The sequence below is a fragment of the Hirschia baltica ATCC 49814 genome, from assembly GCF_000023785.1.
Lineage (GTDB): Bacteria > Pseudomonadota > Alphaproteobacteria > Caulobacterales > Hyphomonadaceae > Hirschia > Hirschia baltica.
The window spans coordinates 104,671-119,499 of the sequence record NC_012982.1; the positions used below are offsets into that span (position 1 = coordinate 104,671).

The following is a 14,829-nucleotide window of genomic DNA, read 5'->3' on the forward strand; positions in this document are numbered from 1 at the left end:
GGCGACCAGCCTTGAGTATGTAATCCCGTTCTTGAAGAAAATAGAAGGTTTTTAACTCTCGTCAAACTCAAATGGGTTCTTCTAAACTTAAATACCAGTAACAAAAGAGAAAATTTTTGCAGCTGGAATTTTATCCTGTTTTGACTGCCCCACCGCATAATTCAGGCCTACCGCCACAACAATCAGAGATAATATGGTCTATGAGACCCGCGACATTTTCAGGATGAATTGCATAGACTAATTTTGTGCCATCTCGTGTTTTGTTGATCAGGCCACATCTTTCTAATTGTGCAAGATGGGGAGATAGCGTTGATGGAGATATTTTCAGGCTTTTGGAGATGTCACCGGCGCAAATGCCTGTTTGTCCTGCATTCGCAAGGAGGCGGAAAGCTTTATAGCGCACATCATGTGCGAGCGCGGAGAATCTGGCAATTGCGATATCTGACATAATGGAAATGGATAGCTTTTTTTTAGAGGTTTACCAAGATGTATTGTTGAGAAGAAATGTTGCATCTAATTTCTTGCCTTGTAGGGCAATCAGGTTAAGCTAATTTGATGCGCAAAAAGGTGATTTATGAAGAAAATTATATTGAGTGCAGCTATTTTATTAGCCGTAGCGTGCTCGCCACAGGAAAATACAACTGACATGAACGATAAAGACACAGCTAAAGTGATAGCTAGTCATTCTGATTTGGCATTTGATTCAGATCAGCACCTTTTTCTGGAAGAGGTTGAGGGAGAACAAGCGCTTGATTGGGTGAAGGGTGAAAATGAACGCTCCTTAGCGCGCTTGAAAGCTGATCCTCGATTTGCTGTTTTAGAGAAAGACGCGCTTGATATTGTGAATGCAAAAGAGCGTATCCCATACGGGACGGTGCGCGACGGATTTGTGTATAATTTCTGGCAAGATGAAACCAATGTGCGTGGGCTGTGGCGTAAAGCTAGCCTTGAATCATATAAGTCGGATACGCCTGTCTGGGAGACGGTGCTGGACTTTGACGCTTTGGCAAAAGCAGAAGATAAAAATTGGGTGTTTAAAGGCTCCAATTGCTTCAAACCAAAAGGTGAAGATGACTGGGGTTGTATGGTTTCCTTATCTGATGGCGGTAAGGATGCGGTGGTTCAACGTGAGTTTGATCTTGCGAGCAAAACATTTGTAGAGAGCGGTTTTGCAACGCATGAAGCTAAACAGGGCATTGCTTGGGCGGATGCTGATACATTGCTCATCGCGACAGATTGGGGTGATGTGGACGGTGTCGCTTCCGTTACGGAGTCCGGCTATCCTTATATTCTAAAACGCTGGACGCGCGGCACACCTTTAGAAACCGCTGAAACAATATTAAATAGCTCACCGACCGTTATGGGTGTGTGGCCGATGACGTTTGAGCTTGAAGATGGGCGCGTTATTCAGTCTGCAATGGAAGCTGAGTCTTTTTTCTCGTTTAATTACTGGCTATTTCCCGAAGATGGATCAGAGGCGGTCAAATGGCCAATCCCGAAAAAATCAACACCCCAAGGCATATATGCAGGCCAATTTCTTTTAACACTGGAGGCGGATTGGGATGTTGAAGGGCAGGGTAGTTTTAAACAAGGGGATTTAGTCGCCTTTGATGTGAACGCGTTCCTTGAGACTAAAACCTTGCCAAGTGTTTCTCTGGTGATGCGTCCTAAAGAGCGTCAGGCAATAGGCAGCGTATCTTTATCCAAGGACGCCTTGTTGATCTCTTATAACGATAACGTCGCCGGCAAAGTGATGTCTGGTGATTTGGTTGATGGCGATTGGACGTTCTCTCCTGTTGCGCTCCCTGACAATGGGAATGCTGGAATTGCGTTCGCATCCAAAGATGAGAGCGATGTTTTCCTAAATTATGAGGGCTTTTTAAACCCAGATTCCTTATATGCATTTGATGCAAAATCAGGTGAAGTGACATTGCTAAAGAGCTTGCCGCCAAAATTTGACGCGAGCCCATATGTGGTAGAGCAATTTGAATCGACATCGAAAGATGGAACAAAAGTGCCCTATTTTGTGGTGCGGGCAAAAGAGACCGATATGGATGGCTCTACGCCAACTCTGCTTTATGGGTATGGTGGTTTCCAGATATCGCTAAATCCAAGCTATTCAGCGTTTACTGGCAAGCTTTGGCTCGATAATGGCGGCGCTTATGTGCTTGCTAATATTCGGGGCGGCGGAGAATTTGGACCGGCATGGCACCAAGCGGGGCTGAAGCTGAAGCGTCAAGTTGTGTATGATGACTTCATCTCAGTCGCTGAAGATATTATCGGCAAAGGGCTTACATCACCAGACAAGCTAGGCATTATGGGTGGCTCCAATGGTGGCTTGCTCATGGGGGTTATGTTTACTCAGCGCCCAGACTTGTTCTCGGCGGTTGTGTGTCAGGTGCCTTTATTGGATATGCTGCGTTATCACACAATGTTGGCGGGTGCGTCTTGGATGGATGAATATGGTGATCCTTCTGTACCAGAAGAGCGCGAATGGCTGGAAAAACTATCGCCTTATCACAATATTGATCCGTCTACGGACTATCCAGAAATTTTCTTTGTAACTTCGACAAAGGATGATCGTGTGCATCCCGCACATGCGCGCAAAATGGCGCATCGTTTACAGGATCTGGAAAAGCCATTTTTGTATTATGAAAACATAGATGGTGGGCATTCTGCGGCTGCGAATTTGAAAGAATCTGCAAACCGTCGTGCACTGGAAATGACATATCTGATGCAAAAGCTCATGGATACGTCGGCGCAGTAAACCTTGAGGGTAAACACTAGAATGTGATTTGATTTTTAGAGCTAGTCCTTTCAGTCTTATGGTTATTGGTCCACTTTGATGCCACCTGATTGAAAGGGCGACGTAATGAAGTCTTTGATTGCTGCCAGTTTTTTATCCTTTGCTATGGTTATGCCTGCTTTGGCTGCACCGCGACTTGGGAGTGAAGCTCCTGATTTTGAAGCTGTTTCTACCAATGGAGAGGCAGTAAAATTAAGTGATATTGACGGTGTTGTCGTGCTTGAATGGACCAATGATGGTTGTCCCTTTGTCAAGAAACACTATGAATCAGGAAACATGCAAGCCACCCAAAAAACGCTAACTGAGGGCGGTGCTAAATGGATCACGATCATTTCTTCTGCTCCAGGTAAGCAGGGATATGTGGATGCAGAAGAAGCCAATTCCATAGCAGCAGAGCATGGCGCAATGCCAGATTATACAATCCTTGATCCAACAGGTGATATTGGAAAATTGTATAAAGCGCAAACAACACCGCACATGTTTGTTATTGAAGATGGTATTCTTGAATATGCCGGCGCAATAGATTCAATCCCATCAGGTAATCCAGCTGACATTGAGCGCGCTGAAAACTATGTATTATCTGCCTTTGCTGACATTCAGGCAGGCAATGAAGTGCAGACCGCGTCCAGCAAGCCTTATGGGTGTAATGTCAAATATTAAGGCTAAAAAATGTATTTAGCTCCCTCTTGAAGTTTATCGTTTTTCGATATATCTTGACTTCAATAGGAGCTATTTATGATGAAAGCCGAACTTATTCGCATTGCCAATGGTGCCATTGATATCAAAGTGGTGACAGACAAAACCATGCATATCCTGCAATGGCGTCGTCATATGTTTCGCGATGAAGTTTTACTGGATGGAAAGCGTCAACAAGTATCACGCGGACTTATGTGGGGACGCGAGACGATATATGGTCTGGTATTTGGCCGCGATGAAGACGGAGAAGGCGGTAGCAAGCTGATTTTTACAATCGACTCCCGTCATGATTGGAATTCACTCGATTTGGATGAATATAGTCGTCCGCGCGGAGTAAGATTAGAAGACGCAGACAATGCGCTTCTTGTGTTTGGAACACTTGATCCCAAGGAAATGGAAAAGCCATCTACTTTTATGGAAGCTTTGAAGAAAAATTTGGGTATGCAATGGTAAAATTTAAAAGGGCGCAGCGATTATAGCGAGCGCCCTTTTTTATGATTTCAAGTGAATGAAATTATTCACTTTCAGCTTTGATATAAGCAATAACATTGGCCTGATCTTCGGGTTTTTTAAGGCCTATGAATGCCATTTTATTGCCTTTGATGGCTTTGCGTGGGTTTGCTAGATAAGCAGAGAGTGTTGCGTCATCCCACACCATTCCTGCCTCACCAGCGGCAATCATTGCTTTGGAATATTTAAAACCTTCACCAGTTCCAGCTGTGCGGCCTATAACACCGTTTAGCGCAGGACCGACTTTGCTTTTACCTACAACATTGTGACATGAGACGCACTTTTTGAAGACTTTTGCGCCAGCAACTGGATCGCCCTCTGCAAAAGCCTGCCCTGACACTGTACCAAAAAGTGAAATAGCTGTGATGATGAATGAGGCGGTTTTTAATGTTTTCATGGCGTGGCCTTCCATAGAAATACTGAACATATGTATCTAATATAGTCCGCCTTGCATGTATTGATAATGAATAATGTAGAGATGGTCGTTTCGCCGCAGATATGGCGGATATACCAATGGGACACAGATCAGGGATGTGGTTTGCGTTTCACGCCGCGTTGAGGCTTTGCGTTTGCTGGGTCTTCAGGCCAATCATGCTTGGGATAGCGTCCACGCATATCCTTGCGCATATCTTGATATCCTCCGCTCCAGAAAGCGGTGATATCCTTGGTCATGGCAATTGGGCGCTGGGCAGGCGATAGCAATTCCAAAGTCAGAGGCACTTGCCCATTGGCGATAAATGGGTGTTGAGACAAGCCAAAAAATTCTTGTGCTTTGACACTGACCGTAGGGCCTTTTTCTGTGTCGTAATTGATGGAAACACTGCGCTCAGTTGGGGTGGTCCAATGAGAGGGGGCAAGGCGATCCATATCAGATATAAGTTGCCAATCAAGCAAGGTTTTGATGGCGGCAATGGCTTTACCGTCTGTGATTTTCGAAAAATCTCTTTGGTTTTCAAGGAGTGGGGCTAGCCATTCCTCTGCGCGGTTGTGAATGATTTTCGAAAAATCTTCTGGCCAATCTGAGCCAAATTGCGCATTTAAAAAATTAATCCGTGTACTGAATGAATTGATAGCGTCCTGTGCTGGGAGAAGTTTGATTCCATCTTTTTCAAAGGATGCTAACAGCCCTTTTAGCGCTACTTCACCAATTGGTTTTGACAGGGGTGTTTGAGCCAATGTAATGGCCCCGATACGTGTGACACGACGGGCTGTTAGGCGATTTAATTTTGGATCAAAACAGGCAATATCTTCGGTGATTTCACGCCCGATGTCGCGCGCTTCAGCTTCAGAAATCGGGGCTGCGAGGGTGATGCGTAGTGTGGCGGCTCCGCCTGTGATCTCAGCAATAGCTAACCATGCTTCTCTTGCAAGGGGATCTGCCGCGTCCACTTGAGCGGCGCGGCCATTGGCCATAAGGAATTCTCCTACCTTGCCCGGCCGTGCCTTGGCAATTCGGTCGGGAAATCCTTGTGCGATGGTGGCTCCGGCTTCCTCTCTGTTTAAATGAGAATTGGTTTTTAATGAGGGGTTTGCGGTTTTCGCCCATCTGTTAGCCATATCCCGTATGGCGCGCGCACGTCCTGATTTATCATTGGAAAATTGAGCAAGGCGTTCACGCGCATCAATGCTTTTCCCGCCTAAACCACGCTCACTTATGAGTGCAGCTATATATGCGGCGAGAGGGATAGTATCAAACTTATCCGCCCCCATCACCATTGCGGCTAATCTTGGCGGCAATGGAAGATCAGACAACTTAAGGCCGGATGGGGTCGGTTGTCCATTTTCATTAATCGCGCCAAGTTTTTGTAATAGCACAAGACTGGCATTCCAGACCCCTTGGGGCGGTGCATCTAGCCAACGCATGGTTGATGGATCGTGTGTGCCCCATCGGGCTAGATCTAGGATGAGATTGGAGAGGTCTGTATTGGTGATTTCAGGAGAAGGGAAAGCGGGTAGGCCGCGAGTTTCCGCTTCATGCCAAAGGCGATAGCAAACGCCTGGTTCTGTTCTGCCTGCACGTCCGCGTCTTTGATCGGCATTGGCACGGGATGCGCGGATCGTTTCAAGGCGAGATGCATTGATGGATGGATCATAACGCGGGACACGCGCAAGACCGGCATCAATAACGATACGCACATCTTCAATGGTGAGTGAGCTTTCGGCAATATCGGTTGCTAGAACAATTTTGCGCTTTCCTTTGGGGGGAGGTGAAATTGCAGCATCTTGTTCTTGTGGCGTGAGACCACCAAAGAGCGGGGTGATGAGGATGTTGTCGTCAATTTGATCTAGGCGTTCGGCTGTGCGTTTGATTTCCATTGCGCCGGGAAGAAAAGCGAGGATAGAACCGGTTTCGTCCTTTAAGGCTGTGCGGATGGCGGAGGCGACTTCATCTTCAAGGCGCGCATTTTGATTGCGGCCAAGATAATGCGTCGTGACAGGGTGGGCGCGGCCATCAGACTGGATGAGAGGAGCATTTAAAAATGCAGGCAATCCTTGGGTGTCTAAGGTGGCGGACATGGGCAGGATGCGTAAATCTTCGCGCAGGGCTTCTTGGGCTTCAAGGGCAAGTGCGAGGCCAAGGTCAGCATCGAGGGAGCGTTCATGGAATTCATCGAATATGACTGCGCTAATGCCTGAAAGCTCAGGGTCATCAAGAATCATACGAGTGAAAATACCCTCTGTGATGACTTCAATGCGAGTGGATTTAGAGGTGCGCACATCTAAGCGGGCGCGTAGACCGATTGTTTCTCCAACACTTTCGCCAAGGGTTTGGGCCATACGGGTTGCAGCGGCGCGGGCAGCAATACGGCGTGGCTCAAGCATGAGAATTTTTCCTGACTGTGCCCAGTCTTCATCCAGCAAAGCAAGCGGAACGCGCGTTGTTTTACCTGCGCCAGGAGGCGCGGCAAGAACAAGGCGCGTGTGGGAGCGCAAACTGGTTTTGATACTGTCAATGACATCATCAATGGGTAAAGAATAGGAGGTATGACTCATGCCACAGCGATACGCAGGAATGCCGAGCGCTGCAAGATTGATTTAAGAAACTGGCACTTGCCCGACTTTTTCGCTTGGAAGATCTATGTAGGAAAGAGGGCCGCCTTTGCCGCATCCCGTGTCTAGGAATATGGCGCGGCGTCCATTCTCTGCGGTGTGCACGAATGGTTGTTCGGCGCGAATGTCATGTCCGACAACCGCAGTTACCCCTTCGGGAAGCTGTTCGACCCAATCATAATGGCGAACTGGACGTCCCTCTTCATCGCGTTCTCCGCGAACTTCGCCGTAGAGGGCCATATTTTCAATGCGCCGTCTGAGTCGGCTAAGACTAATGGGTTCGTCAGGGTGTTCAAAATGATATGGGCTTACCGCGCCGTGAGCAAAAACAAATTTGCCCATACGAAGAATGTGTGGCGTGTCAGCGTAGATTCTAACAAAACGCTCTTTTAGCTCATTGCCGTCTGGTGCGTTACTAATGCCTTTGACAGTGGCAGATAATTCTTTGTTCATTCGGATATTATTGCCTTTTAGCATCCGATACAATTTGTCATCGTGATTTGAACGCACAAGGTAGGCGCGCCCGGATTCTATCCAATCAAGAGCTAACCTTAACGCACCGGCACTATCGGGACCTCTATCTATGAGGTCGCCTAAAAGCATGATGTGGTCGGCGTCTCCGGCAGCCGCTTCCAATGTCTCTGGATGGCCATGAACGTCACCAATGGCCCGTATATTATTCAACTTAAAGATCATGGTTCATTTTGATGCTGTATCATTATAATTGGCAAGAGGCATAATCTATTCCTTGACCGCATTTTTTGTAGACATATTGTTTAATCTTGATTTTTTTGAGGTGGAGAACCTTCTATATGGGCGGCTGGCTAAAAATAACGTTGTGGAAACGGGTAATGCTCGGACTTGTTCTGGGTATTTTATTGGGCCTTGGCCTTCATTACGGGGTTGGTGAAACAGGAATCAACATAGCAACAGATTGGATTTACCCATTTGGGAAAGCTTTTATCAATCTGATCAAAATGCTGGTTGTGCCTTTGATTTTTACAACATTGGTTTCAGGTGTGACGGCGATGGGAGATCCAGCAAAACTGGGGTCTCTTGGAGGACGTGCGCTTGGACTATATATGGGAACAACACTGATTGCTGTAACCATCGGTTTGAGTATAGGCACGCTTGTTCAACCAGGCGCAGGCTTTGATTTGGGGCTTGTCAGTAAAGATGCGATTGCCGAACAGCAAAGTAAAATTGATAGCTTAGCTGGGGCAACTAAGGGGCTTGGTGAACGTTTGCTTGAGATTATCCCGACCAATCCAGTCGCAGCTTTTACTGAAGGAAATACGCTTCAGATAATATTCTTTGCGATCATTTTTGGAGTTGGTTGTCTGCTTGCCAAAGAAGCTGGAAAACCTATCGCGACAGCAGTTGAGAGTGCTGCTGATGTGATGATGAAAATCACGCATTTTGTAATGGAGTTGGCACCGTTTGGCGTTTTTGCTCTTATGACATGGGTGATGGCTAACCAAGGGCTGCAAGTTTTAACAATTCTAGGGAAGATGGTGTTTGCGCATTATCTTGCTTGTAGTTTGCACATGATCATCACGCATGGTGGTATTGTGAAAGGTATTTTGAAATTACCTTTAATTCGTTTCTTCCGAGGTGTTGTTGACGCTCAAGCCGTTGCTTTTTCCACGTCTTCTTCAAGTGCGACTTTGCCTGTCACGATTACATGTGCGGAGCAAAATTTAGGTGTTTCAAAGTCGATCGCGTCATCTGTTCTACCGCTTGGAGCGACCATCAATATGGATGGAACAGCCTTGTATCAAGGTTTAATCGCTTTGTTTGCCGCTCAGGCTTTTGGTATCCAACTTGATTTGGTGGATTATGCAATGGTCGCGATGACGGCGACATTAGTGTCTGTTGGAACGGCTGGTATTCCATCTGTTAGCTTATTCCTAGCGACTACGACACTGGCAGTGATTGGGTGTACGCCAGATCAGATTGTGATTGTGTTGGCTGTTTTATTCCCGTTTGATCGTCTGCTGGATATGATGCGCACGGTCACAAATGTGACTGGTGATGTTGCTGTCGCGGCGACAGTTGCGAAGTGGGAAGGGGAATTGGACGAAGACACGTTTAAACGCGTTTCTACAGTCTAGTTTTACGCTTATATCTACAAAACAGTGCGGCTCTCTATTCATTTAGAGGGCCTTTTTTTGTTGGTGCGGTATCAGGCGATAATTATATCGTTAGGAATAGAAATTTATTAGATTCACGATGTTGTGAAATGTCATAAATTTTCCCTATATAAAGAAGGCAAAGCTTTTGCGGTTTAGGGTTGACTATACTTAGAATAATTCTAAATAAAAAGAGCATGAAATGATAGCTGGCTTCAATACTGAAGTTTAGCTTAGCAATATGGAGATTTGCACATGATTGGACGTCAGGTTCCTAAAGTTACTTTCCACACACGTGTACGTGACGAAAGCATTGGTGGTGACAACCCATTCCGTTGGGAAGACAAAACATCAGATGATTACTTTGCTGGTAAAAAAGTTGTGCTTTTCTCTTTGCCGGGTGCTTTCACACCAACATGTTCAACATACCAATTGCCAGACTTTGAAAAACTTTTCCCAGAGTTCCAAGCTAAAGGCGTTGATGCAATTTACTGTATGTCTGTGAACGACACATTCGTAATGAACGCATGGGCAAAAGGCCAAGGCCTTAACAACGTATCTGTGATCCCTGATGGTTCAGGTGAGTTCACACGTAAAATGGGTATGTTGGTCAACAAAGACAATCTTGGTTTTGGTGCGCGTTCATGGCGTTACGCTGCTATTGTTGACGATGGAAAAGTCACAAAATGGTTCGAAGAGCCAGGCTTTGAAGACAATTGCGGTGAAGACCCTTATGGCGAATCTTCACCACAAAACGTTTTGAAAAACCTCTAAGTTTTTCTAATCCAAACTAAAAAAGAAGGCGACGGATATGACATCCGTCGCCTTTTTAGTGTGGGTTCTGTCTCGTGGGTGATGAATTGTACGAGGAACCCTGATGGAACTGATTTTGATATGGAAAAATTAGGCTGCTTTTTTGAAGCCGTGTGTTTGAATTGTTGGAGCTAGCGCACTTTTCTTGGTTTTTATCTTTTTATTGTCTTGGCGTACATCTAGGCCTTGGGGTGTGTAAGGCGTGAGAAGGCTGTTTAAGCGTTTAAATTCAGAGATATAATATAACTCCATTGTAAAACGCAGTTCAGTGTCACGCAGGAAAAAGCTAGACGTATTTTTACACTTTTTGATACGCATGGAATCGATAGACGGTGAATACCAGCTTGCCAATTCATCAGTCGTTCCGTTGACGCTGATCAGGCGCTTATTCGTCAACGCATATGCCATATTGAAGCGGCGCTTGCGGTTATTCCAAGCAAATACGGCACCAATGGCGCGTATAGCTGCTAAACTTGCCAAGACACCAAATACAGCATTCATCTGTGGGGGTTGTATGAATAAGGTTGCGACGACGCCAGCTAATATCGCGATGAAGAAAGCGACATTCTTCCAGTAGAAGGTATTGATTTTGGTATGGATGATTTTTCTATCAGGAAACCCTGACCAAATGATTGTTTCGTCATCTGCTAAATCGGATTCAACTTTCCCGATCGCGGCATACATTGCCTTCTTACACATTATGCTACTCACTCTACAAAATGGTTCTACTATTAACCAAGTATTAAGACAGCAAACGCGCAAAATCTAAGAAGGTCAAGGGGCTGTTGGATCTATAATCTCGAGAAGTCTCATATTGTGAAAAATATTAACGAGAAGATCTTGGCGATAAGGCGTGTTTACTTTTTGTTAACTAGATATTGGGTTCAATTTCAGCAAAATTTATTAGAAACGCGATGTTGATTGCTGTGTTTCAACAATCATTTTGTTGAGGTTTCGGACTCCAAACTTCTTGGACCAAGCTAGGCTTCCTGCAGCTTCAGATGAAAGTCGCATTTCAGGCCATTTAGAAAATAGTCGCTGAAGCGCAATTTCTGCAATAATGTGAGCTAGCTGGGCACCTCCACAAAAGTGAGCACCGGCACCGAAACTGATTTGTCGGTTTTGATCACGTGTAATATCAAATTCAAGCGGATTTTTATTAGATGCAGGGTCCATGTTAGAGGCGGCGAGAAAGCCAAATGCGATATCGCCGCGCTTAAAAGTGTGGCCATGAAAGTCAAAAGTGTCTTTTGCATAGCGCGGGGCGGTGGTTTGAGCAGGTGATGCAAACCGCAATATCTCTTCAACGACATCAGGCACACGTGTCCAGTCTTGTTTTAAAAGTTCAAGCTGCGCAGGGTGATCAAGTAAGGTGAGGCACCCAAGGCTGATTAAGCTGGATGTTGTGGCATGGCCGGCTAATATCAAAAAGAATGCTATATCTACGATATTGGCATTTTGATCAGCAGAAGCTGCTGGTTTGTTTTCCAGCAATTTGGCACCAAGGCTTTCAGGAGGAAGCAAAGATGGGGTGCTGAAAAATTCTTTAAGATAGTCGTAGAGGTGTTTGCGTGCAGATTGAGCGTGTCTGTTTCCTAAGATACCAGACGGAAAAGAAATTTGTATTGCCCATTTTAATATGTTTGGCGCGACATCTTTGGGAATCCCCAACAGTTCGATCATCACCATAGCGGGCAATGGCATTGCAAATTGCAAGACGAGGTCGCGTTGGTTCGCAGCTAGTCTTTTTGCCGGAGTGTGAGTTTCCAGCAATTGATCAGCGAGCAATGCGATGTTTGGGCGTAGAGATTTTAAGCCGCTCTTACGCAGTGCTTGGTCAAGGTGTTGGCGGATGTCTCTATGGTCTTTGCCATCTTTTAGAAAAAGACTGCCATTTCCTGGATTAAATTCAGGGATAATGCCAGCTGAAGCAAAAATGGCATCTTTCCCTACAGTTTTGGAATCTGTCGTAAAGCGATGTGGGCTTTTCAAAAGATCAATGAGGGCATCATTACCCGAGATAAGAACAGCTTTGCCAATTTTAGGTATTTTTACCGGTAAGATTGGCCCTTTTTGAGATAATTCAAATAAAACCTGCTGGGGTGATCGTAGATAGTCTTTGTCGGTAAAGTCGATGACAGACATTCAGAATTTTCCATGCTGGTATGTGAGTATAGGTAGAAGCTATATCCATATTTGCCTGCAAGTGGAAATAGTGGAAAATCTTCTAATTTCACTATTTCAGACTTGAGACAAATTACCGTGATTTTGAGCGCCAATCTCTATACAGAATGACAAAATTGTTCAAAACTTCAACTAAAATATATAAAGATTGGGCGGTTATAAAAATGAACTTCATCCAGAGGCTTAAAAGCGACTTTACATATGTAACTGGTTTAATGGCCATTCTTAAATATACCGAAGACATTACACCATTCAGTGAAAATTTATTGCCCGATGATTGGGAAAAATCGGTGGATGCACATTCTCAAAACGTTGCGGTTATATTTGACGGACAAGAGACAACCTATGGTGAGTTGGATCTACGTGCTAACAAGTTTGCAAACTGGGCAATTAAGCAAGGTATTCAACAGGGGGATTGTGTTGCCTTGCTTATGGGAAACCGGCCAGATTATTTGGCGTTTTGGTTGGGGATAACAAAAATTGGAGCCTGTTGCGCACTGATCAACAACCAACTTGCATCACAGCCGCTTGCGCATTGCTTGAATATTGTTGAAGCGAAAATCCTCGTCATGGGTGATGCTCGCTGGGAGCAATATGTCTCGGCACAATCATATTTAGATGTTGATGTCCCAGCATGGGTTTTGGGTGACATTGAAGGTGGACACGGTAATCTGGAAACTGTGCTTAGCAATATATCCTCCGAACGGCCCGATAAAGCGCTTCGAGCCGGTATGCAGGCCAAAGAAATTGCTTTGTATATTTATACTTCTGGAACAACTGGATTACCTAAAGCGGCGCGGATGACGCATGCGCGATGCCAAACAATGCTGCGTTCAATGGTTGTATCCTGTAAGTCTATTCCAAGCGATCGCGTTCTAATTGCGCTGCCATTGTATCACGCAACAGGAGGACTTGTGGCGGCAGGGTGTGCTTTAATGGCAGGGGCCGCGATCGTGCTAGAGAGGAAGTTTTCTGCCAATAAATTCTGGAAAATAGCAATTGAAACAAGTGCAACCAATTTTGTTTATATTGGCGAAATGGGGCGGTACCTCATGAATTGTGAAATTACGCCTGACGAAAGACAGCACAAAATCACGAGATGTTTTGGAAACGGTTTGCGTGCGGATGTTTGGTCAGAACTTGTTGAGAGAACAGGTATTCGGCGCGTATATGAATTTTACGGTGCCACTGAAGGCAATGTTAATCTGCTAAATGTCGACAATAAAATTGGAGCCATTGGGCGTGTGCCTGACATATTACGCAAAAAGCTACCAACGCGCGTTATCAAAGTTGATAATCAAACTGAAGAAGTCATTCGCAATCAACAAGGGTTTTGTAGTGAAACTGAGGCAAACGAAGTTGGCGAAGCTATTGGGAAGATAGATCCATCCGCCAATAGGCAGCGGTTTGAAGGATATAGAGACAAATCCAAGAATGAATCCAAAATCGTCAATAATGTTTTTGAAGAAGGAGATTCCTATTTTCGAACTGGCGATTTGATGCGGCGTGATAAAGATGGCTATCTGTATTTTGTAGACCGTCTAGGCGACACCTATCGCTGGAAGGCTGAAAATGTTTCTACAAATGAAGTGAGTGAAGTGCTTTCTTCATTTGAAGGTGTCGAGCTTGCGAATGTTTATGGTGTAGAAGTGAAAGGTCATGAAGGGCGTGCCGGTATGGCAGCAATTCAGCTTGCAAACGAAATAGATCTGGCGGCCCTATGGGCGTATGTCCGTTCTGAATTGCCAGAATATGCACGACCTGTTTTCATCCGTATTTTAGAAACAGAAAATACGACAGGTACATTTAAATTTAAGAAGGTGGATCTTGTAAAAGAGGGGTTTGACCCAAACACCATAAAGTTTCCAATATTCGTGTCTTCGGCTGAAGACAAATCTTATGTGAAACTGACCGTCGATATTTTTGAAGCAATTCAAAAGGGTGAGAGACGTCTCTAGAAACACGAGATAAAGCGCGCTTCTATAATAGGTAAGGCGCGCTTTGTCGAAAAAGCAAGAAAATAGGACTTAGCTCGCCATTGCTGCATCGATTTCCGGTTGATAATCACCCATTAAGCGGTTCAACAGAAATTTGTATGTCATCATATTTTTACGGATTTCAGTGCGTTCATCGTGAGACATTTGGGCGTCATTGTCGTCTCGCGTCAAATCGTTCCAAATCTTTTCGGCTAAGCTTGCAAGGGGGGGGAGGTCCGTCCAAGCAGCATGCGCGTGAATGTTAGTGAACAAATCTGATGCCTGATTGTAAGAAAGTTCATCGCTCCCGTGAAGCTTCCTCATAAAAGAGACAATTTCGCCCTCGACTTCTAGCAAAGACGAGATTTCTTGATCACGGCTGATTGCTGTTGTTGGCATTTAGTATTCCCCTAGTTTTTCGCCTTATTCTCTTATTTGGAGAAAAATGTAATCGAAAATAGTTAAAAAGCGGTTCTTTTTGTTATTCATTTTGAGAAAGTCTATGTTAATTCGTTTTAGATCACGAAATTTCTGCAATTATACAAGTATTAAGCTCAATTGTATTTGAATTTACTGTTGTTATTAGGTTTATACATGTTCATTGAACTGACTTCCCCAAAAAGGGGAATTCAGTTTTGGTAACGAATTTGAAATTCACCGG

General features: G+C 44.9%; 13 protein-coding genes. 6 read left to right on the plus strand and 7 right to left on the minus strand.

What is annotated here, in order from left to right; all coding sequences use genetic code 11:
• Nucleotides 1–130: 130 nt before the first annotated feature.
• Nucleotides 131–448 carry an ArsR/SmtB family transcription factor gene (locus tag HBAL_RS00545; RefSeq protein ID WP_012777969.1) on the minus strand — a complete coding sequence of 106 codons (318 nt, stop codon included), beginning with the start codon at nt 446–448 and terminating at the stop codon, nt 131–133.
• 126 nt (nt 449–574) lie between these two features.
• Between HBAL_RS00545 and HBAL_RS00550 the strand changes: the two genes are divergently transcribed.
• The 3 genes from HBAL_RS00550 (at nt 575) to HBAL_RS00560 (ending at nt 3,955) form a co-directional block, all read left to right on the plus strand.
• Entirely contained in the window at nt 575–2,767 is a 2,193-nt protein-coding gene (locus HBAL_RS00550; RefSeq protein ID WP_012777970.1) for a prolyl oligopeptidase family serine peptidase, read from the plus strand.
• 105 nt (nt 2,768–2,872) lie between these two features.
• On the plus strand, nt 2,873–3,466 hold the full coding sequence (locus HBAL_RS00555) for a redoxin domain-containing protein (protein WP_012777971.1): 594 nt from the start codon (nt 2,873–2,875) through the stop codon (nt 3,464–3,466).
• A gap of 75 nt (nt 3,467–3,541) precedes the next feature.
• Nucleotides 3,542–3,955 (plus strand): hypothetical protein, encoded by a 414-nt coding sequence (locus tag HBAL_RS00560; protein ID WP_012777972.1) that lies wholly within the window; start codon nt 3,542–3,544, stop codon nt 3,953–3,955.
• Between the two features lie 61 nt (nt 3,956–4,016).
• On the opposite strand, the gene HBAL_RS00565 is transcribed toward HBAL_RS00560, so the two are convergent.
• The 3 genes from HBAL_RS00565 to HBAL_RS00575 all read right to left on the minus strand — a co-directional run bounded on the left by HBAL_RS00565 (nt 4,017) and on the right by HBAL_RS00575 (nt 7,759).
• The gene (locus tag HBAL_RS00565; protein ID WP_012777973.1) at nt 4,017–4,409 is read right to left on the minus strand and encodes a c-type cytochrome; all 393 of its coding nucleotides are present in this window, start codon (nt 4,407–4,409) and stop codon (nt 4,017–4,019) included.
• Between the two features lie 128 nt (nt 4,410–4,537).
• Entirely contained in the window at nt 4,538–7,006 is a 2,469-nt protein-coding gene (gene hrpB, locus HBAL_RS00570; RefSeq protein WP_012777974.1) for an ATP-dependent helicase HrpB, read from the minus strand.
• A 42-nt stretch (nt 7,007–7,048) separates the two neighbouring features.
• Nucleotides 7,049–7,759 (minus strand): metallophosphoesterase, encoded by a 711-nt coding sequence (locus HBAL_RS00575; protein WP_012777975.1) that lies wholly within the window; start codon nt 7,757–7,759, stop codon nt 7,049–7,051.
• Nucleotides 7,760–7,875: 116 nt separating this feature from the next.
• Here HBAL_RS00575 and HBAL_RS00580 point away from each other — a divergent pair, with 116 nt between their 5' ends.
• Both HBAL_RS00580 and HBAL_RS00585 read left to right on the plus strand, forming a co-directional pair.
• Nucleotides 7,876–9,177 (plus strand): dicarboxylate/amino acid:cation symporter, encoded by a 1,302-nt coding sequence (locus HBAL_RS00580; RefSeq protein ID WP_012777976.1) that lies wholly within the window; start codon nt 7,876–7,878, stop codon nt 9,175–9,177.
• A gap of 273 nt (nt 9,178–9,450) precedes the next feature.
• Nucleotides 9,451–9,969 (plus strand): peroxiredoxin, encoded by a 519-nt coding sequence (locus HBAL_RS00585; RefSeq protein WP_012777977.1) that lies wholly within the window; start codon nt 9,451–9,453, stop codon nt 9,967–9,969.
• A 129-nt stretch (nt 9,970–10,098) separates the two neighbouring features.
• Here the strand turns inward: HBAL_RS00585 and HBAL_RS00590 are convergent, their stop codons facing one another.
• Together HBAL_RS00590 and HBAL_RS00595 are read right to left on the minus strand one after the other, a co-directional pair.
• Nucleotides 10,099–10,707, minus strand: a complete 609-nt coding sequence (locus HBAL_RS00590; RefSeq protein WP_012777978.1) for a hypothetical protein — start codon at nt 10,705–10,707, stop codon at nt 10,099–10,101.
• A gap of 204 nt (nt 10,708–10,911) precedes the next feature.
• Nucleotides 10,912–12,153: a cytochrome P450 gene (locus HBAL_RS00595; protein WP_012777979.1), complete on the minus strand. Its 1,242-nt coding sequence runs from the start codon at nt 12,151–12,153 to the stop codon at nt 10,912–10,914.
• A 203-nt stretch (nt 12,154–12,356) separates the two neighbouring features.
• Here HBAL_RS00595 and HBAL_RS00600 point away from each other — a divergent pair, with 203 nt between their 5' ends.
• On the plus strand, nt 12,357–14,150 hold the full coding sequence (locus HBAL_RS00600; RefSeq protein WP_012777980.1) for a long-chain-acyl-CoA synthetase: 1,794 nt from the start codon (nt 12,357–12,359) through the stop codon (nt 14,148–14,150).
• A gap of 69 nt (nt 14,151–14,219) precedes the next feature.
• Here the strand turns inward: HBAL_RS00600 and HBAL_RS00605 are convergent, their stop codons facing one another.
• The gene (locus HBAL_RS00605) at nt 14,220–14,567 is read right to left on the minus strand and encodes a hypothetical protein (protein WP_012777981.1); all 348 of its coding nucleotides are present in this window, start codon (nt 14,565–14,567) and stop codon (nt 14,220–14,222) included.
• Nucleotides 14,568–14,829 lie beyond the last annotated feature (262 nt).